We start from the raw sequence: 19,401 nt of genomic DNA, 5'->3' as shown, positions 1-19,401 counted from the left end.
AGACTGCCCGGGGACCTTCGGGATCATGAAGACGCTTCCGCCGACATCGGCGCCGACGCCCAGCGAGCAGGACCTCCCCGTCCTCCCCGAGCGCCGGCCCCTCGCCACCGCCGGCCACACCTGCGTCCTGGACGTGGTGGTCCCGGTCTACAACGAGGAGACCGACCTCGGGCCCTGTGTGCGCCGGCTGCACCGGTACCTGACCGCCACGTTCCCCTACCCGTTCCGCATCACCGTCGCGGACAACGCCAGCACCGACGGCACCGCCCGGGTGGCCGCCGAACTCGCCGAGCAGTTCCCCGAGGTCCGCGCCGTCCACCTGCCCGAGAAGGGCCGGGGCCGCGCGCTCCGCGCCACCTGGAGCCAGTCCGACGCCCCCGTCCTGGCCTACATGGACGTGGACCTGTCCACCGACCTGGCCGCCCTGCTGCCGCTGGTGGCACCGCTGATCTCCGGTCACAGCGACCTGGCCATCGGCAGCCGCCTCTCCCGCGGCTCCCGCGTGGTGCGCGGCGCCAAGCGCGAGGTGATCTCGCGCTGCTACAACCTCATCCTCCGCTCCACCCTGGCGGCCGGCTTCTCCGACGCCCAGTGCGGGTTCAAGGCCGTCCGCAAGGACGTCGCCGAGCGGCTGCTGCCCATGGTCGAGGACACCGGGTGGTTCTTCGACACCGAGATGCTCGTCCTGGCCGAACGGGCCGGGCTGCGCATCCACGAGGTCCCGGTCGACTGGGTGGACGACCCGGACAGCCGGGTCGACATCGTCGCCACCGCCCTCGCGGACCTGCGGGGCATCGCCCGCCTCGGCCGGGCGCTCGCCGGCGGGCGCCTCCCCCTGGCCGCCCTGCGCCGCCCGGACGCCCTCCCGGGCACCGGGCACCCACCAGGGGCCGACGCCGCCGGGCTGCCCGGCGCTCTGGCCGGACAGCTCCTCCGGTTCGCCGGGGTGGGGATCGCCAGCACCCTCGCCTACCTGCTGCTCTACCTCCTGCTGCGCGGGCCGGCCGGGGCGCAGCTGGCGAACGCCGCCGCCCTGCTGCTCACCGCGCTCGCCAACACGGCGGCCAACCGCCGGCTCACCTTCGGGGTGCGCGGCCGGCGCAGGGTGGTGCGGCACCAGGCCCAGGGACTGGTGGTGTTCCTGCTCGGACTGGCCCTGACCAGTGGAACCCTGTGGGCGCTGGACGCCGCGGCGGACGACCCCGGCCGGGGCGTGGAGCTCACCCTGTTGGTGATCGCCAACCTGGTCGCCACCCTGCTGCGCTTCCTGCTGTTCCGAGCCTGGGTGTTCCCGCGTCGCGACGCCCCCCGACGCCCGGCCGCCGCCTCCACCCCGCCCGACGACGACGCGCTCGCCTCCGCGCTGCGGACGCCCCGGGCCACGCACCTGGAGGACGGCTCCTGCCCGCTGCCCCCGCGCGAGGCCGCCCGCTCCCGCACGGCGTGCGCCCCCGCGCGCCACGACGAGACCGATCCGAGGATCCCCGCATGACCTCCCTGACCCCCACCGCCGGTCCGCCCCCGGCGGCCGACGGCGCCGAGCAGCCCGTCACGGCTGCGGCGTCCCCCGCACCGCCCGCCGACCCGGTCGGTTCCCCGGCCGGGGAGGCGGACGGCCCCCGCCCGGGTGGTCCCCGCCCGGGCGGGGGGGCCACCCGCCCGCGCCTGCGGGCGCTCGCCCTCCGCGCGCCCGCGCGGCTGTGGCGGGGGCGCCCGGAGGATCCCCGCTGGGTCCGCCCCGCCGTGCTGGCACTGGTCACGGCCACCGCCGTGCTCTACCTGTGGGGCCTCGGCGCCTCGGGCTGGGCCAACTCCTTCTACTCCGCGGCGGTGCAGGCCGGCACCGAGAGCTGGACGGCCTTCTTCTTCGGCTCCTCGGACGCGGCCGGATCCATCACCGTGGACAAGACCCCGGCCTCGCTGTGGGTGATGGAGCTCTCCGCCCGGCTCTTCGGACTCAGCTCCTGGAGCCTGCTCGTCCCGCAGGCCCTGGAGGGGGCCGCCACCGTCGCCGTGCTGTACGCCGCCGTGCGGCGCCGGCTCGGGCCGGGAGCGGGCCTGCTCGCCGGCGCCGCCCTCGCCCTCACCCCGGTGGCGGCGCTGATGTTCCGGTTCAACAACCCGGACGCGCTGCTGGTGCTCCTGCTCACCTGCGCCGCCTACGCCGTGCTGCGCGCCGTCGAGGCCGGCCGGACGGGGTGGCTGGTCCTCGCCGGCGCGCTGATCGGCGTCGCCTTCCTCACCAAGATGCTCCAGGCCTTCGTGGTGCTGCCCGCCTTCGCGCTGGCCTACCTGGTCGCCGGGCCGCCCCGGCTCGGCCGCCGGATCGGGCAACTGCTGCTGGCCGGCCTCGCCGTCGTCGCCTCGGCCGGGTGGTGGGTGGCGGTCGTGGAGCTGACGCCGGCCCAGTACCGCCCCTACATCGGGGGCTCCCGCGGCAACAGCGTCCTGGAGCTCGCCCTCGGCTACAACGGCCTGGGCCGGCTGAACGGCACCGAGAGCGGGGCCGCCACCGCCGGCTGGTCGGGCGCCTCCGCGCTGTGGGGCGGCGAGACCGGACCCACCCGGCTCTTCGGCGTCCAGCTCGGCGGGCAGATCGCCTGGCTGCTGCCGGCCGCACTGGTCGCCCTCGCCGTGGGGGTGTGGCTGACCCGCCGGGCGCCGCGCACCGACCCGCTCCGCGCCGCCCTGCTGGTGTGGGGTGGATGGCTGCTGACCACCGCCGTCCTCTTCAGCTACATGGCCGGCATCTTCCACGCCTACTACACCGTCGCCCTGGCGCCGGCGGTCGCCGCCCTGGTCGGCTGCGGAACCGCGCTGCTGTGGCGGCGCCGCCACCACCCGGTGGCGGCGGGGGTGCTCGGCGGGACGGCGCTGCTGACGGTGGTGTGGTCCGCCGTGCTGCTCGGCCGGGTCCCCGACTGGCAGCCCTGGCTGGGCGTCGTGGTGCCCGCCGTCGGCGTGCCGGCCGCGCTGCTCCTGGTCGCCGGTGGCCGACTGCCGGCCCCGGTCGGCCGGGGCGCCGCGGTGGCCGCCCTGCTCGCCGTGCTGGCCGGTCCGGCCGGCTACACGCTGGTCACCGTCGCCGAGCCACACACCGGCTCCATGCCCACTGCCGGGCCGGCGGTGGTGGCCGCCGCGCCCGCCGGCGGGTGGCCCGGGGCGGCCGGCGGGGGAGCACCCGGCGGCGGAGCCGGTGGCCCGGCCGCGCGGGACTTCGGCTGGCTGGTGACCGGCAGCGAACCGAACACCCAGGTCACCGAACTGCTGTCGGCCGACAGCGACGCCTACACCTGGGTCGCGGCCACGGTCGGTTCCAACAGCGCCTCCGGTTACCAGTTGGCCACCGGCGAACCGGTGATGGCCGTCGGCGGCTTCAACGGGACCGACCCCTCACCCACCCTGGAGCAGTTCCAGCGGCTGGTGCTCGCCGGTGAGATCCACTACTTCATCGCCGGCGGCTGGTCCATGCCGATGGGCTCCGGCGAGTCGGCCTCCCAGCAGATCACCGACTGGGTGGTGGGCAACTACACCGCCCACACCGTGCAGGGCACCACCCTGTACGACCTCACCCGGCCCGCGGCGGACACCACCCACTGAAGCGGTGGGCCGGCGGGTGCCCGCCGGCCCGGGAAGGTCCGCCACGGCTCCGCCTCCTCCCCGGCGGCAGCCGTGGCGGAGCCGGGGCGGAGGGGCGGGGGCGGAGGGGCGGCTCAGTCGGGCAGTGCCGCCCGCCAGACCCACGAGGTGCGGCGCGGACGGCCGTCCAGATCGCCGCGGCCGGTGCACCACAGCAGGACCGGGACCGGATCGCCGGGCGGGGCGTCGGGGAAGAGGCGGTCGAGCACCGCCGCGCACGGCGCCGCCGGCGGCGTCCACGGCACCGCGAGGCCCCGGGTGATGTCGTGGGTGTGCAGGAGGATCTCGGCGACGCCCATCGCGGCGAAGCCCGTGGGGTCGCACGGCCCCCAGTGCCAGGCCCGCGTGCCCGGGTCCGCCGTGGCCAGCGCGGCGCTCAGCAGTCCCGCGCAGGCGCGGACCACCCGGAGCACCTCGTGCGGCGGGGCGTCCGGGTGGACGGCGAGGTCGAAGGGGAGATAGGCGTCGGCGGGCCGAGCCGCCAGCTGACCGGCGTAGGCGAGCAGGTCGTGTGCGACATGGGCGGCCGTCGTCCAGCAGCTCCACTCCAGCGGACCGGCCGGCACGGACCAGTCCAGCGCGTGGTGCGGGTGGAGGACGCGCGTCATCTCGGCCACGGCCTGGTCGACGTCCCGGTGGTCCATGCGGCGCATGCCGGGGAATGGTAGTCCCCGGCCCCCGGCGCCCGCACCGGGGCGGCGGGGCGGGCGCGGGGGCGGCGCTCAGGCAGGCACGCCGTCAGGGGGAGGCGGCGCTCGCCGGACGCCCGGTCGTCCCCCGGTAGGCACTCGGGCCGGTGCCGGTCGTCCTGGACGGGTGGTGGGAGCGACGGCGCGGAGGGGTCAGCCGGTGAGGCCGTGGCCGAACGGGTAGCCGCTGGTTCCCGGGCCGGTCGCCGGCACGGTGACCGGCAGCCGCCCGGCGGCCGGGATCTCGCCGAACAGCACCCGGGCGGCGGCGGCCATCGAGACGTCGGCGTCGGAGTAGGTGGCCAGGAAGGCGGCGGTGCCGGCGAGGGCGCCGGCGTCATAGGGGTCGCGGACGGCCACGGCGATCACCGGGCGGCCGGTGGCCACCAGGGCGGCCACCAGGGAGCGCTGCTCCGGCCCGGACCAGGCGCGGTTGGTGACCACCAGCACGGTGTCGGCGCGGCCGGCGGCGGCGGTGGCCGCGTCGATCTGGGCGGGCGTCGGTGCGGGATCGGTCCACAGGACCTCGACCGGGTTGCCGCGGCGGGCGCACTCGGCCCCGAGGGTGGTCACCGGGCGGGGTGTGTAGGGGGTGGGGGCGGGGACCGGCGCGGGCTGGCCAGGGGTCTGGCCGTCGTCCCCGCCGGACGCCGGCGGAGCCCCGTTCCAGCCGGTGACCAGGAGTGCTCCGCCGCCGGCGGCGAGCGGGAGCACGTCGCCGGCGTCGTGCAGCACGGTGGTGGCCCGGTCGGCCACGCGGCTCGCGGTGCGCAGGTGGGCGGGCGCGCCGACGATCCGTTCGATCCGCCCGGGAGGGGTGGGCGCGGCGTCCAGCAGCCCACGCGCGGCCTTGAGCCGCAGCAGGCGCAGAACGGAGGCGTCGACGCGCTCCTCGGTCAGGCGGCCCTGGCGTACCGCGGCGAGCACGGCGTCGAAGGCCACGGCGGTGTTCGGCGGCATCAGCAGCAGGTCGGCGCCTGCTTCGAGGGCGAGCACGGGCACCTCGGCGTCCGCGTAGTGCTGCCGGATGGCGCCCATGTCCAGGGCGTCGGTGGCGATCACCCCGGAGTAGCCGAGCTCCTCGCGGAGCAGGCCGGTGAGCACGGGGCGGGAGAGGGTCGCCGGGGTGCCGGAGGGGTCGAGGTGGGGGACGCGCAGGTGCCCGGTCATGATGACGTCGGTGCCCGCCCGGATGGCGGCCCGGAACGGCGGGGCGTCCAGCCGCTCCCACTCCGGGCGGGTGTGGGTGACCTCCGGCAGACCGGTGTGGCTGTCCACGGCGGTGTCGCCGTGCCCCGGGAAGTGCTTCACCGCGGCCGCGAGGCCGGCGCGGCGGAAGCCGGCGAGCTGGGCGATGACCATGTCGGTCACCAGCGCCGGTTCCTCGCCGAAGGAGCGGACGCCGATCACCGGGTTCGTCGGGTCGGCGTTGACGTCGCCCACCGGGGCGAAGACCTGGTTGATCCCCATGGCCGTCAGTTCGGTGCCGGCGACCTCGGCGGCCGCGCGCGCGAGCTCCGGGTCCCGCCCGGCGCCGAGCGCCATGGCGCCCGGGAACTGGGTGGCCGGTGGGCCGATGCGGCGCACCGGGCCGTACTCCTGGTCGACGGCGATGAGCAGGGGCAGCCGGGAGGAGGAGCCCCGGGCCAGGTCCTGGAGGTCGGCCGAGAGGCGGGCGATCTGCGTGGGGGAGATGAGACTGGAGGTCCAGGTGAAGTAGATGATCCCGCCGGGGTGGTAGCGCTCGATGAGCTCCGCCGCGCCGGGCACGCCGTGCACGGCCTGGTTGGCCGCGATGGCGGCGGGGTCGGTGCTGCCGACCCGGTCACCGTGCACGAAGGTGGCGAAGAGCTGGCCGACCTTCTCCTCCAGACTGAGCCGGCGCAGCGCGTGCAGGGCCGTCGCCTCCGGCCCGGCTCCGTTGCCGGACCGTACGGCGGCGGCCGCGGGGGCGGCGGTGCCGGCGGCGAGCGCCGCCGCGGTGAGCAGGCGGGTCGCCTGGCGGCGGCCCATGGCGGGCGGCTGCTGCATCGTTACCTCCGGGCGGCGGGGCCGTGGTCAGACGGTGCATACCCCGGAGGAAACGTTTCGGCACCTGATGCGTGCGGTTGCGCTACCGGCCGTGGGCGGGGACGCCGGTCACCGGGCGACGACCTTGACCTCGGGACGCGTGGCCAGCGGGTCGCCCTCGTGGTTGAGGATCGCGTGTTGCAGGCTGATCAGCCGGGGGGACGGGTCGAGCCCGAGCTCCTCGGCGAGCCGACCGCGCAGCGCGTGGAAGGCGATCAGCGCGTCGGAGCGGCGACCGCTCATGTAGAGCGCCGCCATCAGCAGGGCGTGCAGGTTCTCGTGGAGCGGGTTCTGCCAGGCGAGCTCGGTGAGGTCGGCCAGAATCCGCTGGTGGTTGCCGAGTCGCAGTTCGAGGTCGTAGAGGTCCTCGGCGGCGCCGAGGCGGAGTTCCTCCAGGCGGCGGACCTGCGCCTCCAGGACGGTGCCGTGGTGCACGTTCTCCAGCGGGGAACCCGTCCACAGGTTCACCGCGTTGCGGAAGTGGGTGACCGCGATCTCCAGCTCGCCCTGGGCGAGGGCGGCGCGGCCGCCGGCGAGGTACCGCTCGAAGTCGTACAGGTCGAGCTTGCCCGGCGGGACGCGGAGCACGTAGCCGCCCGGCTCGGTGATCAGGACGTTGCGCATGACCTCGGTCAGACGCTGCCCCGAGCAGGACGCCAGGAAACGCCGGATCTGTGCGATGTAGGTCTGGAGTGTCGCCGTCGCGCTCTGCGGTGGTTCCCCCTCCCATAATTCCCGGCAGAGCGAGGAATTGGTCACCAAGCGGTTGGCGCCTAACAGGAGGGCGGCGAGCACCTGCCGCTGCTTGGGTGCGCGTGGGAGGTCTATGGGACTCGTCGAATGTACTACCAGCGAGCCCAGAACATGATACTTCACACTTCCCCCTCGAACTGGTCGTCACGCCCGGTTCGACGCAACTCTACCCGATCAGGCATGACGCGTGGGAGTCGCGCACATTAATTCCAAGGTTCCTCTGAGGTTTTCTGAGGTTCATTTGAGCTCCGCATGCCGGGGCGTGCCGGAGGGGTGAAGTGCGGGATCGCCTGGTGGATCTGGGGGAGCGGAGAAACACCTATTGGCGAGCGCGGTCGCCGGCTTATGCAAAACCAACGACCGCGCCCGCTTCTGTTCACCGCGCCGACTGTCGGCGGCGCGCTGCCGTGTCAGGCCGAGGTGAAAACCAGCACGGCATTCTGTCCGCCGAATCCGAAGGAGTTGCTCACGGCAACCGGAACCTTCATCTCCCGCGGCTGCTTGGTCACCACGTCCAGCTGCACCGCCGGGTCCTGGCTCTCCAGGTTCGCCGTCGGCGGCACCTCGCCGCGCTCGACGGCGAGCACGCTGCAGACCGCCTCGATCGCCCCGGCCGCGCCGAGGGTGTGACCGAGAACACCCTTGACCGAGGTGACCGCCGCGCCCTCCCCGATGACCCGCCGCACCATGGCGCTCTCCGCGGCGTCGTTCAGCGGCGTGGAGGTGCCGTGCGCGTTGACGTGCGCCACCTCGTGCGGCGCGATGTCCGCCGCCGCCAGCGCGGCCCGCATGGCCCGCTCGGCGCCGCGCCCCTCCGGCTCAGGGGAGGTCGGGTGGTGGGCGTCGGAGGAGGCGCCGAAGCCGGCGAGCAGCGCACGCGTGCGCGCCCCGCGGGCCCGGGCGTCCGAGGCGCGTTCCAGCACCAGCACCCCCGCGCCCTCGCCGGCCACGAACCCGTCGCGGTCCACGTCGAACGGCCGCGACGCCCGCGCCGGGTCCTCCACCCGCTTGGACAGCGCGCCCATCCGGGCGAAGCCGCCGATGATGGTCGGCACCAGCACGGCCTCGGTGCCGCCGGCGATCACGATGTCGCAGGCTCCCGAGCGCAGCAGGTCCTGCGCCGTGCCGATGGCGGTCGCCCCGGAGGCGCAGGCCGTCGAGGTGACCCAGCTCGGCCCGGTGGCGCCGAGGTCGATGGAGATGTTGCCGGCGACCATGTTCACGCAGATCAGCGGGATCACCATCGGGGACATCCGGGACGGGCCCTTGTCCATCAGCGTCACGTGCTGCGACTCGAACGCCTCGGTGCCGCCCATGGTGTTGCCGATCACCACGCCGACCCGGGCGCCGTCCCAGGAGGTGTGGTCCAGGCCGGCGTCCGCGACCGCCTCGCGGGCCGCGATCATGGCGATCTGGGTGAAGCGCGCGATGCGCCGGGAGAGCGCCCGGCCGAAGTGCGCGTCGGCGTCGAATTCCGGAACGCGGCAGGAGAAGTCGACCGGAAGGCCGGCCAGGTTCTCGTCCTTCGCCGCGGTGGGTTCGCCCGCCAGCAGCCGCTGCCAGGTGGCCTCGACGCCGATTCCCGCCGCGCTGACCAGACCCAGTCCGGTGACGGCGATATCGATCTTGCCCGCTGAGGTGCCGGTGGTCATCGAGTCCCCGCTCTCTTGGCCACGAGCAGGTGGCCGGTCGCCTGTGAGGTGGTCGTGGAGGAGGTTCCGTCCGCGACCGGCACACCACCGAACTCCAGTTCGGTCAGAAAAGCCGGTCGGGCGGTCGCATGCGTGAGCGCCGCGCCCGTCCGATGCGTTCGGGTGCGCAGGGGATTGTCCGGCATCGTCGCCGCGACGGTCGTCGGGAGGTCATCGGCGAGCACCGATGTGAGACGGTCGTGTAGATCGTTCACAGATTCCCCCTCTATTCATACGTTGGGCGGCGCCCCCCGGGGGCCGCCGGGCCCCGTCAGGTCTCCATCGTGGAGAAGACCTGGCGGAAGACGGCGGCCACGAATTCCCGGTGCTCCATCGCGAGGAACGCGAAATGCCCGCCGTCAAGCCCGAGGATCCGGCAGCGCGACGTCGTGTGCTCCGCCCAGCCGGGAAGGCAGTCCGCCGGAACCAAGGGGTCGGACAGGCCGCCGAAGACGGTGATCGGCGCCCCGACCCGTACCCGTCCGAACTCTACCGCCGCCTCCGCGCCCAGGCGTAGATCACCGGCCAACCGAGTGAGCAGTTCGGCCCGGACGTCCGGGTCGGCCAGCAGCGCCTCCGGCATGCCGCCCGCGTCCCGGAGCACCGCCAGCAACTCCGGCTCCTCCCGGGCGTCGTCCGCCCGGCGGTGCCGGGTGCCCGGGGACTGGCTGGCCACCACCAGCGCCGCGGTCGCCTCGGGCAGCAGCGCCGCCACCCGCGTGGCCAGCAGTGCCCCGAGGCTGCATCCGAACAGCACCGTCGGCAGCGGCGGCAGCGCGCCCACCTCGTCCTCCACCGACGCCCGTACCTGCGCCCAGGTCGTCCGCGGTGACTCCCGGTAACGATCCCCCCGTCCCGGGAGCGTCAGACCCCACACCTCCACCTCGTCCGGCAACAGCTCCAGCAGGGTCAGCAGCGCGGCGGGGCCGGCACCGGAGTGCGGGAAGACCAGGAGCCGGCTGCGGGGCGCCGGGGGCCGCCGCATCGGCGTCCACCAGGGCGCCGGGGAGCGCCCGTCCTCGGATCCGCCGCCGTCCACCGTCCTCACCCCGGTGCCGGCCCCGCCGACGGTCATCGGCTGGACTGCCCGTCCAGCCGGCCACCGGTGTACGGCGCCAGCTGACGGTCGGTGACCTCGCGCAGCCGGCGCTGGACGTCGCCCTTGTACGCCTTGCGGTGCGCCTTCTTCTTCCGCATGCCGTCGAAGTACTGCCCGGTGACCTCGCCGCCGGTCTTGTCCACCGCCAGGTTGAGCACCGGCGGGACGCCGGCCTCCACCGTGTTCCACGGGGCGAACCCGGCCTCGCGCACCTGGAAGGTGTCCATGAAGGTGGCCGGGTGCAGGCAGTTGACGGTCACCCCGCTGCCCTTGAGCTGGTCCGCGAGGTCGAAGGTGAACGCGGCCAGGGCGAACTTACTGCGGAAGTACGCCTCCGCGCCGTCGTAGCCGCGCTCCATCGACGTGTCGTCGAAGTCCACCTCGGCCTGGCCGGTGGAGGTGACGTTCACCACACGCGAGGGCGCCGCCGCGGTCAGCGCCGGCAGCAGCAGCCGGGTCAGCAGCGCCGGGGCGAGGTAGTTCACCGCCCACCGCATCTCGTGCCCGTCCTCGCTGAGCTCGCGGGTGCGCCGCGGCGGCGGACCGCCGCCCACGCCGGCGTTGTTCACCAGCACGTGCAGCGCCGGGTGGTCCGCGGACACCCGCTCGGCGAGGTCGCGCACCTGGGCCAGCGAGGCCAGGTCGGCGACGTAGGGCTGGGCGCTGCCGCCCGCGCGGACGAGTTCCTCGACCAGCGCCTCGGTGCGCCGGGCGTTCCGGCCGTGCGCCAGGACGTGCAGCCCCTGGGCCGCCAGGGCCTTCGCCACTTCACGGCCGAGCCCCGAAGTCGCGCCGGTGACGAGCGCGATCTGGTCAGTGGTGGGCATGGCCGTCCTCTCGGTTCTGTTCGCCCGGCGAGGCGGGATCGCGCATCTCGACCGCGATCATCCGTACTTCCGTCTCGCCGGTGTTCTTCACGTAGTGCCGGCGCGGAAGGATTTCCGGGCCGTTGTACTGGACGTGGCCGGTCGGCAGGGTGCCGGCCATGATGAGCTCGCCGTCGGAGGTCCACGACTCCCCGGAGCCCCCGGAGATCACCACCGTGACCCACGGGTGCCGGTGGGTGTGCGCGGGGTGGGTCTCACCCGGCTTGACCACCTCCAGCCACACCTTCAGGTGCGGCTCGTCGACCAGCAGCGGGGCGTGCAGCTCCTCCCACGGCTCCGCGACCCGGTCGGCCCCGGCGGCGCTGTCCCCGGCGGTCTCGGCGGTCTCGGCCGGCCGCGCGGCCGGCCCGCCCTCCGCGTCCTCGGCCGCCGACCGGGTCGCGGCGCTGTGCGTCGCCATCTCAGGAGCCCTCGGCCTCGCCGGCCGCCTCGGCGGCCACCGGCACGCCGGACAGCAGGCGGCGCGGGTTGTCCTGGAGCATGGTGGTGATGTCGGCCTCGGCGAGGCCCGCCTCGCGCATCGCCGGGAGGATCCGGGCGTGCAGGTGGGTCCAGTTCCACTGCGGGTACAGGAAGGCCCGCTGCTCCGGCAGGACGTGGTCCATGAACGCCGAGCTGTCGTGGGAGAGCAGCAGCTGCTCCACGTGCCCGTCGCCCACCAGCTTCAGCACGGTGGCGATGCGCTCCTCGTCCGGCCGCAGCGCCTGCATGCCGAACTGGTCGCACCCCAGGTACGCGCCGGTGGCCGCCAGCTCCTTGAGGTAGCCGTGGTCCGGGGAGTCACCGGCGTGCGCCACGGTGATGCTGCCCGGGGCCACCCCGAGGCCGCCCAGGACCTCCACCACGGCGAGCCCGCTGCGGTTGTGCGGGTTGGTGTGCACCACGATCGGCACGCCGGTGCGCCGGTGCACCTCGGCGACGGCCGCGGCCACCCGCCGCACGGTGGCGTCCGGCTCGTCCGACTCGGCCACGAACTTCAGCACGGCCGCCTTGATGTCGGTGCCGGCGATGCCCTGCCGGATGTCCGACTCCAGGAAGTCGATGATCGGATCCGGGCCGCCGAGCGGCGCGCCGGGCCCGCGGTAGCGCAGGATCTGCGGCAGCCCGTCCAGGACGTACAGGCCGGTCGCGACCACGATGTTGACCCGGGTGCGCTCCGCGACCCGGCGGATCAGCTCGATGTCGCGCCCCTGGCCGAGCGCCGTCATGTCGACGAGCGTGCGCACGCCGAGTTCGTAGGCCTCCTCCAGCAGCGCGACGGCCTGCTCGACGCTCTGCTCACGGTCCCACAGCGCCGGATAGTTGCGGTGGAACTCGGGGTCGGCGATGAAGAGGTGCTCGTGGGTGAGGACGGTACCGAGTTCCTCGGTGCCGATCGGGCCCCGGACCGTGGGGACGGTGCCCGGTGTGGGTGCGTTCATCGGCGGCAGTCTCCCGAGTCTGATGCCTAGGCGCCTGACTGACATCGGGAAGTCTGACCGTTCGCCACGGCGAGAGTCGAGCTTTCATGGTGGTACCGATTGCACCAGCGTTGTCACTACCCGTCAGCGTCACCGATCAGCTCGGTGATGCGTTTGCCCAGCTCGGAGCCGGCGGGCACGAGATAGGCGACCAGGGTCTTGTCGTCCCCCGCCGCGTGCATCTTGACGTACTCCAGGTCCACTCTGCCCAGACTCGGGTGGAACATGGTGCGTCGCTCTGGCACGAAGGGGGCGAGGTCCTTGCGCCGCCACAACCGGCGGAAGTGGGGGCTGGCCTGCTCCAGCTCCTCGACCAGCTCGGCGACGTCCGGCTGGAGCAGCGCGTCGCCGGCCTGGGCGCGGAACAGCGCCACGGTGTAGGCCGCCTCCTGCTCCCAGTCCGCGGATATGCGGCGGAACTCCGGCTCCGCGAAGGTGAGCCACAGGATGTTGCGCCGGCGCTCGGCGAGCCGCTCCAGGTCCCCGTAGAACACCTGGCAGGCCCGGTTCCAGGCGACGATGTCGAAGCGCCGGTTGACGATGTAGGCGGGGCTGGGCTCCAGCTGCGTCAGCAGCAGGCGGTACTGGGCGGGCAGCTCCGGCTCGGGGGCGGCGAGCTCGCTCGGCGGCACCTCGCCGGCCAGCTGGAACAGGTGCGCCGTCTCCACCTCGTCCAGGCCCAGCGCGTTCACCAGGGAGGTCAGCACCTGCCGGGACACCCGGATGTCCCGGGCCTGCTCCAGCCACGTGTACCAGGTCACGCTGACGCCGGCCATGGTGGCGACCTCCTCCCGGCGCAGCCCCGGCGTCCTGCGACGCCCGGTGACGGCCAGTCCGGCCTCGGCGGGGCTGCGGCGCTCGCGCCGGCTCCTGATGAACGCCGCGAGTTCCCGTCGTCGGTGCTCAGAATTCATGGCTGCCCCGTCCCCCGTACACCACACCCTGGGAGTGGAACGCTCCGTGCTCGCACTGGCTCCCCCTACTCCCCGTTCCGGGCAGCGGCGAGCCGCTCGCGCCGATGATGGCAGTGAGAGTACTGGTGCTGGTTCTACCGGTGCAAAAGGCATCTGGTTGGCCCGGGCCGCGGACGGGAGCATCAAAGTTCCCCCCTCATATCCCCTCACCAGGTCAGGAGAGACAGCGTGAGCGGCTCCGTGTCCGAAGTGTCCGAACCGGCTCCCGGCGTCCCGCGCGGACGCCGGCTGCCCCGTGGTCGGTGCCGCCCGACGGGCGAGGAGCAGGCATGACCCAGGACGCCGTCGCGGCCTCGCCCGCCGCGCCCCCAACCGCCCGACTGCACGCCGGCAGCCCGATGGTGCGGCTGCTCGCCGTCGTGGCCGGGCTCTGCGTGGCCAACCTCTACTACGCGCTGCCGCTGCTGCCCGCCATCGCCGAGTCGCTGGACCGTCCGGCCGACGAGGTCGCGCCGCTGCTGTCGCTGACCCAGATCGGCTACGCGGCGGGGCTGCTGCTGCTCGTGCCGCTGGGCGACATGGTGGACCGCCGCCGCCTGGCCAGCGTGCTGGTGGCAGCCGCGGGAGTGGTGCTGCTGATCATCCCGTTCACCTCCGGCCCGCTGATGTTCGTGCTGTTCACCGTGCTCGGCGTGGTCAGCGTGCCGGCGATGGTCATCGTGCCGTGGGTGGCCGACCTGGTCTCCGACGAGGAGCGCGGCCGCACCGTGGCGGCCGTGATGACCGGGCTGATCCTCGGCACGCTGCTGTGCCGGACCTTCGCCGGCGCGCTCGCCGACGTGACCACCTGGCAGGTGGTCTACTGGGTGGCCGCCGGCTTCATGGTGCTGTGCCTGCTGGTGCTCCGCCGGGTGCCGGACGACGCCGCCGCGGGCCGGGACCGGATCTCCCCGACCGGGCTCGGCTACGTGACGCTGATCGCCTCCATCCCGGCGATCGCGCTGCGCCGCCGGGCGGTGGTGGAGCGCTGCGTCTACGGCGCGCTGGGCTTCGGCGCCTTCAGCCTGTTCTGGACCGGCCTGCCGCTGTTCCTCGCCGAGGAGCCGTTCTCCTACGGGCCGGGCGCCATCGGCCTGTTCGGGCTGCTCGGCGCGGCCGGCGCGGTGGGCGCCGGACTCGCCGGACGGCTCGCCGACCGCAACCTGCAGGCCGTCACCACGGTGTGCGCCTTCCTGATCGTGGGCCTGTGCTTCCTGGGGCTGGGCACCGGCCTGGACGGTCTGGCGGCGATCATCGTGGCGACGCTGCTGCTGGACCTGGCGATCCAGGGCGCGCACATCACCAACCAGTCGGTGATCTACCAGGGCGCCCCGCTGGTCCGCAGCCGGATCACCACCGCCTACATGACGAGCTACTTCGCCGGCGGGGCGATCGGCTCCGCGCTGGCCACCGCGATGTGGTCGGGTGGGGGCTGGCGGGCGGTCTGCCTGCTGGGCGCCGGCTTCGCGGCCCTGGCGCTGCTGGTCTTCGTCGTGCGGGCCGCGGTCGGCCGGATGGTGGCCGGGCGCGGTGGCGGCCAGGGCGCCGGCGGCGTCGGCTGAGCCGTGCCCCGCGCCCGGGTGCCGCCGTGGGCGCCGTCGCCGGCCCGGTACGGGCCCCCTCGCGGGGCCCGCGCCGGGCCGGCCGGCCTCAGCCGGCCGGGGCGCCGTCGGTGACGTCGTCCGCCGGCGTGGCGGCGGCCGGGGCGTCCCCGCCGGCCTCCTCCCCGGTGGCGGGCGGGACGGCCGGCGGGACGGTGCGCGCCCACTCCGCCCAGGTGGCCAGCGCCTCGTACAGCCGCGCGCCGGCCTCGATGGCCACCCGGGTGGACTGGGTGTGCGGGCTGCTGCCGAAGTCGCCGCGGTCCTTGGCGGCGGCGAACTGCCGGAAGACCCGGGCGGTCTCGGTGAAGAAGGCGCGCTCGCGCTCCAGGTGCGCGGCCAGCTCCTCCGGCGGCATCAGCCAGAAGAAGAAGGAGCGCAGCAGCGACTCCATCCGCATGGTGTGGTCGACCTCGTCCTCGGCCAGCCAGCGGCGGACCTCGGCCAGGCCGGCGTCGGTGATCCGGTAGGCCTTCCGCCCGCGCGGCCCGCGGCTGTCGACTTCGATCAAACCGGCCTCCGCCAGACGGGAAAGCTCGGCGTAGATCTTCGGGTGCTGCGCCGGCCACACCTGGCCCAGCTCCTGCTGGAAGCGGCGCGACAGGTCGTAGCCGCTCGCCGGCCCCTCCGCGAGAAGACCCAGCAAACCGTGCCCCAACGACACCACGGCCTCCTTCAGCTCGGTCGAACAGCTCGGTCGATCACCAGCTCATCTTGACATGGACCATCGTCCAGGTCGATCATCATGTCCAAAGGGACATGTTCAAACAGACATGTGAGGTACCAGGAAATGGCTGACTCGCGAGCGGTATTCATCACCGGTGCTGCCGGGGGTATCGGAACGGCGACGGTCAAGGCCCTCGTCGAGCGCGGATTCCAGGTGTACGCGGGCGTCCGCGGCGAGGCCCCGCACCTGCGCGGCAGCAACGTCGAGCTCGTCCAGGTCGACGTCACCGACCCGGACAGCGTCGCGGCGGCGGCCAAGGAGGTGGGCCGCCGGCTCGGCGGCCGCGGCCTGCACGCGCTGATCAACAACGCCGGCATCATCGTGCAGGGCCCGCTGGAGCTGCTCTCCCCCAGCGAGGTGCGCAAGCAGTTCGAGGTGAACGTCTTCGGCGTCGTGGAGACCACCCGGGCCTTCCTGCCGCTGGTGCGCAAGGGGCAGGGCCGGATCATCAACCTCAGCGCCGCCACGGCCCGCACCGCCATGCCGTACCTCGGCGCCATCTCGGCCAGCAAGGCGGCCCTGGAGTCGTTCTCCTCGGTGGCGCGCGTCGAGCTGGCGCCGTGGAAGATCCCCGTGGTGATCATCGAGCCCGGCGCCGTGGACACCACCCTCCTGTCCAAGTCCGGGGCCGCCGCCCAGGCCAACCTGGCCTCCGAGGACCCGGAGCGGGTGACGCTCTACGCCAACCAGCTGGAGGCCATCCAGAAGGCCATGGCCGGCCAGAAGCCGTCCCCGGTCAAGGTCGTCACCGACGTCGTGGTCAAGGCGGTGGAGGCCAACCGGCCGAAGCCGCTGTACACCGCCGGCTCGGACGCGCGCCTGCTCGGCTTCCTGTCCCGGCTGCCGCTGGGCGTGCGGGACCGCATGCTCACCAACGCCATGGGGCTGAACAAGGTCTCCCCGGCGAGCACCGGCACCACCGCGTCGCGGTAGTGACGCCTCCCACAGGGCCCGCCGCCCCGGGGACCCGGTCCGCACCGCCGCGCCCGGCCGGAACCACCTCCGGCCGGGCGCGGCGCGCGTGGCGTGGCGGGGCGGCCCGGCCCGCCCGCGAGCGACGGCCCGGCGCCGGAACGACTCGGGCCGGAACGATTCGGGCCCCCTCACCGCCCCGCGGGGCTGGGTGAGGGGGCCCGAATCGTTCCGGCCGGGTCCGTCAGCGGTCGACGGTGTCCATCATCGGCCCGTGGAACCGGTCGCCGAGGAAGGCGTTCGGCGGGAGGATCTCGTCGAGCCGCTTCATGGTCTCGTCGGAGAGCTCCACCGACGCCGCCCCGACGTTCTCCTCCAGGTGCTCGCGTACCTTCGGGCCGGGGATCGGCACGATGCCCTGGTTGATCAGCCACGCCAGCGCCAGCTGGGCCGTGGTGCAGCCGAGCTCCTCGGCCACCTCGGTGACCCGCGCCACGATCGCCAGGTTGTGCGCCAGGTTGTCCTCGGCGAACCGCGGCAGGATGCGGCGGATGTCGATGCCCTGGAAGTCCTGCACGCCGGTGATCGTGCCGGTCAGCAGACCGCGGCTGAGCGGGCCCCAGGCGACGAAGCCGATGCCCAGCTCCCGGCAGACCGGCAGCGCGCCGAACTCCGGCGCCCGGGTGCCCAGCGAGTACTCCGACTGCAGCGCGGTCATCCGGTGCGTGGCGTGGGCCGCCCGCAGGCTGTCCGGGCCGGCCTCGGAGATGCCCAGGAAGCGCACCTTGCCGGCCGTCACCAGCTCCGACATGGCGCCGATGGACTCCTCCACCGGCACCTCGGGGTCCACCCGGTGCAGGTAGTACAGGTCCACGTGGTCGGTGCCCAGCCGGGCGAGGCTCTCGTCGATCGCCTGGCGGATGTGCTCCGGCCGGCCGTCGATCCTCACCCCGTCCTCGGTGCGCAGCAGGCCGCACTTGGTGGCCAGCACCACGTTCTCCCGGGGGACCGTGGCCAGCGCCTTGCCGACGATCTCCTCGCTGCGCCCGCCGCCGTACATGTAGGCGGTGTCGATGAAGTTCACCCCGAGGTCCAGGGCCTGGTGGATGGTCCGGATCGACTCCTGGTCGTCGGTGTCCCCGTAGAACTCGGCCATGCCCATGCAGCCGAGGCCGAGCACCGAGACCTCCAGGTCGCCTCCCAGCGAGGTCCGGCCCACGGCTGCTGCTTCGCTCGCCGTCATCTGTGATCTCCTTCTCGGTTTTCTTGGGAGCGCGGGGGAGGGGAAGGGGGCGCCCGACGGACGGGGGGGGGTGCCCGCCGGGCGCCGGGCGGGGTCAGTCCGCCTGGTACTCCGGTTCCGGGGTGGCGGCCGGCCTCGGCAGCCTGGACCGCAGCGCGGCCCGCCCGGTCTCGTCCGAGGCCACGGCCGCCGCCGCGATCACGGTGTCCGGCCGGACCAGGCAGACGGCTCCGCTCGGGGCGCCCAGGGCCCGGCGGATCCGGCCGCCGACGTCGGTGACCGTCTCGCTGACGGCCTCCGGGACGCCGCCCCGCGGCGCGCCCGAGGTGACCGCGACGACCCGCAGCAGGTCCGGGTCGGTCTTGCCCTCGATGCCGAGCGCCTTCAGCGCCGCCGCCACCTCGTCGGTGAACAGCAGCAGCAGGTGGCCGCCGCCGGACAGCCGGGAGTACAGCCGGTCCGGGCCGAGCGCCACGTCCGGGATGCGGGCGCCCGGACGCAGGCGCCCGGTCGCCTTGTCACCGCCCGGCAGCACCAGCGTCATCTGGGCCATCCGGGGCGGCATGACCCGCTCCAGCACGCCGCTGCCGATGCCGACCCGGATCAGCGCGTCGCGCACCTGGCGCTGCCAGCCCTGCATCATCCACATCTGGGTCTGCCGGTCGGCCTCGGTGACGACGCCGCGCGCGACGAACAGCCGCTCGCGCTCCCACTCGTCGATCTGGGAGGCGTCCAGCGAGCCGCGCAGCACGCCGGCCAGCCGCCAGGCGGCCGAGTAGGCGTCCTGGACACCGGTGTTCATGCCGAGCCCGCCGGCGGGGGAGTGGATGTGCGCCGCGTCGCCGGCCAGCAGCACCCGGCCGACCCGCATCCGGTCGGCGAGCTTGCGGTGGATCTGGAACAGGCCGCTGCCGGCGGACTTCGTCTGCCTCAGCCGCAGCGGCGAGCGCTCCTCGATGATCGCCTCGACGGTCTTCTCGACGTCCTCGACCTTCTGGCCCGGCGGCACGCTGGCGAACACCCGGTACAGCCCGCCCGGCAGGCCGACCACGACCATCACGCCGGTGCGGCCCATCACGTAGTACGACTCGTCGTGCACGTACTCCGTGTCGTACTCGCCGTCCACCAGGACGAAGGACTGCGGGTAGGTCTCGCCCTCGAAGCGCACCCCCACCTGGTCGCGGACGGTGCTGTGCGCGCCGTCGCAGCCGACCAGCCAGGAGGCCGAGATGGTCTCGCCGTCCTCCAGCGTGGCCACCACGCCGTCCGGCCCGTTCTCCAGGGAGGCCAGGCGGCGGCCGAACTCGATCCTGCCGCCCGCCTCCGTCACCACGTCGCGCAGCACGGCCTCGGTCTGGTTCTGCGGGAGCGAGATCGGCACCGGGTACCGGGTGTGCTGCAGCGGGCGCAGCGGCACCCGGCCGATCTGCCGGTCCCGGGTCCAGTAACTGGTGGCGCTGAGCTTGACGCCCATGCCGAAGATGCGGTCGCCGACCCCGAGGGCGTCGAACACCTCGATGGCCCGCGGCCACAGGGTCACCGCCTTGGAGTGCGGGTTCGACCGCGCCGCCTGGTCGATGATCCGCACCCGGATCCCCCGCCGGAGCAGGCCGGCGGCCAGCGTCAGGCCGGTGGGACCGGCGCCGACGACCAGAACCTCTGTTTCCTTAGCCACGA

Annotated in this window: 17 protein-coding genes; 4 read left to right on the top strand and 13 right to left on the bottom strand. The window is 74.1% G+C overall.

What is annotated here, in order from left to right:
• Nucleotides 1–25: 25 nt before the first annotated feature.
• Both FHU37_RS09325 and FHU37_RS09320 read left to right on the top strand, forming a co-directional pair.
• Nucleotides 26–1,492, top strand: coding sequence for a bifunctional glycosyltransferase family 2/GtrA family protein (locus FHU37_RS09325; RefSeq protein WP_179813750.1), 1,467 nt, complete (start codon nt 26–28; stop codon nt 1,490–1,492).
• Nucleotides 1,489–3,600: an ArnT family glycosyltransferase gene (locus FHU37_RS09320; protein WP_179813749.1), complete on the top strand. Its 2,112-nt coding sequence runs from the start codon at nt 1,489–1,491 to the stop codon at nt 3,598–3,600. Before FHU37_RS09325 ends, FHU37_RS09320 begins: the two co-directional genes overlap by 4 nt.
• 113 nt (nt 3,601–3,713) lie before the next feature.
• Here the strand turns inward: FHU37_RS09320 and FHU37_RS09315 are convergent, their stop codons facing one another.
• The 10 genes from FHU37_RS09315 to FHU37_RS09270 form a co-directional block, all read right to left on the bottom strand.
• The gene (locus tag FHU37_RS09315) at nt 3,714–4,292 is read right to left on the bottom strand and encodes a maleylpyruvate isomerase N-terminal domain-containing protein (RefSeq protein ID WP_246449717.1); all 579 of its coding nucleotides are present in this window, start codon (nt 4,290–4,292) and stop codon (nt 3,714–3,716) included.
• Nucleotides 4,293–4,481: 189 nt separating this feature from the next.
• Nucleotides 4,482–6,359: a glycoside hydrolase family 3 protein gene (locus FHU37_RS09310; protein WP_246449714.1), complete on the bottom strand. Its 1,878-nt coding sequence runs from the start codon at nt 6,357–6,359 to the stop codon at nt 4,482–4,484.
• Nucleotides 6,360–6,467: 108 nt separating this feature from the next.
• Entirely contained in the window at nt 6,468–7,274 is an 807-nt protein-coding gene (locus FHU37_RS09305; RefSeq protein ID WP_312892515.1) for an AfsR/SARP family transcriptional regulator, read from the bottom strand.
• A gap of 287 nt (nt 7,275–7,561) precedes the next feature.
• Entirely contained in the window at nt 7,562–8,803 is a 1,242-nt protein-coding gene (locus FHU37_RS09300) for a beta-ketoacyl-[acyl-carrier-protein] synthase family protein (RefSeq protein WP_179813747.1), read from the bottom strand.
• Nucleotides 8,800–9,057, bottom strand: coding sequence for a hypothetical protein (locus tag FHU37_RS09295; protein WP_179813746.1), 258 nt, complete (start codon nt 9,055–9,057; stop codon nt 8,800–8,802). The genes FHU37_RS09300 and FHU37_RS09295 overlap by 4 nt, the downstream gene beginning before the upstream one ends.
• 56 nt (nt 9,058–9,113) lie before the next feature.
• A complete protein-coding gene (locus FHU37_RS09290; protein ID WP_179813745.1) occupies nt 9,114–9,917 on the bottom strand; it encodes a thioesterase II family protein in 804 nt (267 codons plus the stop codon).
• Complete coding sequence (locus FHU37_RS09285) at nt 9,914–10,768, bottom strand: SDR family NAD(P)-dependent oxidoreductase (protein ID WP_179813744.1); 855 nt, start codon at nt 10,766–10,768, stop codon at nt 9,914–9,916. The genes FHU37_RS09290 and FHU37_RS09285 overlap by 4 nt, the downstream gene beginning before the upstream one ends.
• Nucleotides 10,755–11,228 (bottom strand): hypothetical protein, encoded by a 474-nt coding sequence (locus FHU37_RS09280; protein WP_179813743.1) that lies wholly within the window; start codon nt 11,226–11,228, stop codon nt 10,755–10,757. The genes FHU37_RS09285 and FHU37_RS09280 overlap by 14 nt, the downstream gene beginning before the upstream one ends.
• Nucleotide 11,229: 1 nt before the next feature.
• On the bottom strand, nt 11,230–12,249 hold the full coding sequence (locus FHU37_RS09275; RefSeq protein WP_179813742.1) for a phosphotriesterase family protein: 1,020 nt from the start codon (nt 12,247–12,249) through the stop codon (nt 11,230–11,232).
• A gap of 116 nt (nt 12,250–12,365) precedes the next feature.
• Nucleotides 12,366–13,202 (bottom strand): helix-turn-helix transcriptional regulator, encoded by an 837-nt coding sequence (locus FHU37_RS09270; RefSeq protein ID WP_179813741.1) that lies wholly within the window; start codon nt 13,200–13,202, stop codon nt 12,366–12,368.
• A gap of 329 nt (nt 13,203–13,531) precedes the next feature.
• Between FHU37_RS09270 and FHU37_RS09265 the strand changes: the two genes are divergently transcribed.
• A complete protein-coding gene (locus tag FHU37_RS09265) occupies nt 13,532–14,803 on the top strand; it encodes an MFS transporter (protein WP_179813740.1) in 1,272 nt (423 codons plus the stop codon).
• Between the two features lie 88 nt (nt 14,804–14,891).
• On the opposite strand, the gene FHU37_RS09260 is transcribed toward FHU37_RS09265, so the two are convergent.
• Complete coding sequence (locus FHU37_RS09260) at nt 14,892–15,506, bottom strand: PadR family transcriptional regulator (protein WP_179813739.1); 615 nt, start codon at nt 15,504–15,506, stop codon at nt 14,892–14,894.
• A 126-nt stretch (nt 15,507–15,632) separates the two neighbouring features.
• On the opposite strand from FHU37_RS09260, the gene FHU37_RS09255 reads away from it, so the two are divergent.
• Nucleotides 15,633–16,502: an SDR family NAD(P)-dependent oxidoreductase gene (locus FHU37_RS09255; RefSeq protein ID WP_179813738.1), complete on the top strand. Its 870-nt coding sequence runs from the start codon at nt 15,633–15,635 to the stop codon at nt 16,500–16,502.
• Nucleotides 16,503–16,725: 223 nt separating this feature from the next.
• On the opposite strand, the gene FHU37_RS09250 is transcribed toward FHU37_RS09255, so the two are convergent.
• Both FHU37_RS09250 and FHU37_RS09245 read right to left on the bottom strand, forming a co-directional pair.
• Nucleotides 16,726–17,724 (bottom strand): aldo/keto reductase, encoded by a 999-nt coding sequence (locus FHU37_RS09250; protein WP_179813737.1) that lies wholly within the window; start codon nt 17,722–17,724, stop codon nt 16,726–16,728.
• Nucleotides 17,725–17,818: 94 nt separating this feature from the next.
• Nucleotides 17,819–19,399 carry an FAD-dependent monooxygenase gene (locus tag FHU37_RS09245; RefSeq protein WP_179813736.1) on the bottom strand — a complete coding sequence of 527 codons (1,581 nt, stop codon included), beginning with the start codon at nt 19,397–19,399 and terminating at the stop codon, nt 17,819–17,821.
• Nucleotides 19,400–19,401 lie beyond the last annotated feature (2 nt).

Origin of the sequence: Allostreptomyces psammosilenae, assembly GCF_013407765.1 — a bacterium.
Lineage (GTDB): Bacteria > Actinomycetota > Actinomycetes > Streptomycetales > Streptomycetaceae > Allostreptomyces > Allostreptomyces psammosilenae.
Note: the sequence above shows the minus strand (reverse complement) of the source record. Positions and strands in the feature narration are given on the sequence as shown.

What these genes read in the sequence shown, in the direction of transcription:
- FHU37_RS09310 (WP_246449714.1), bottom strand. Translation starts at nt 6,359, where the DNA reads ATGCAGCAGCCGCCCGCCATGGGCCGCCGCCAGGCGACCCGCCTGCTC.
- FHU37_RS09275 (WP_179813742.1), bottom strand. Translation starts at nt 12,249, where the DNA reads ATGAACGCACCCACACCGGGCACCGTCCCCACGGTCCGGGGCCCGATC.
- FHU37_RS09265 (WP_179813740.1), top strand. Translation starts at nt 13,532, where the DNA reads ATGACCCAGGACGCCGTCGCGGCCTCGCCCGCCGCGCCCCCAACCGCC.
- FHU37_RS09270 (WP_179813741.1), bottom strand. Translation starts at nt 13,202, where the DNA reads ATGAATTCTGAGCACCGACGACGGGAACTCGCGGCGTTCATCAGGAGC.
- FHU37_RS09285 (WP_179813744.1), bottom strand. Translation starts at nt 10,768, where the DNA reads ATGCCCACCACTGACCAGATCGCGCTCGTCACCGGCGCGACTTCGGGG.
- FHU37_RS09290 (WP_179813745.1), bottom strand. Translation starts at nt 9,917, where the DNA reads ATGACCGTCGGCGGGGCCGGCACCGGGGTGAGGACGGTGGACGGCGGC.
- FHU37_RS09255 (WP_179813738.1), top strand. Translation starts at nt 15,633, where the DNA reads ATGGCTGACTCGCGAGCGGTATTCATCACCGGTGCTGCCGGGGGTATC.
- FHU37_RS09250 (WP_179813737.1), bottom strand. Translation starts at nt 17,724, where the DNA reads ATGACGGCGAGCGAAGCAGCAGCCGTGGGCCGGACCTCGCTGGGAGGC.
- FHU37_RS09280 (WP_179813743.1), bottom strand. Translation starts at nt 11,228, where the DNA reads ATGGCGACGCACAGCGCCGCGACCCGGTCGGCGGCCGAGGACGCGGAG.
- FHU37_RS09300 (WP_179813747.1), bottom strand. Translation starts at nt 8,803, where the DNA reads ATGACCACCGGCACCTCAGCGGGCAAGATCGATATCGCCGTCACCGGA.
- FHU37_RS09320 (WP_179813749.1), top strand. Translation starts at nt 1,489, where the DNA reads ATGACCTCCCTGACCCCCACCGCCGGTCCGCCCCCGGCGGCCGACGGC.
- FHU37_RS09315 (WP_246449717.1), bottom strand. Translation starts at nt 4,292, where the DNA reads ATGCGCCGCATGGACCACCGGGACGTCGACCAGGCCGTGGCCGAGATG.
- FHU37_RS09325 (WP_179813750.1), top strand. Translation starts at nt 26, where the DNA reads ATGAAGACGCTTCCGCCGACATCGGCGCCGACGCCCAGCGAGCAGGAC.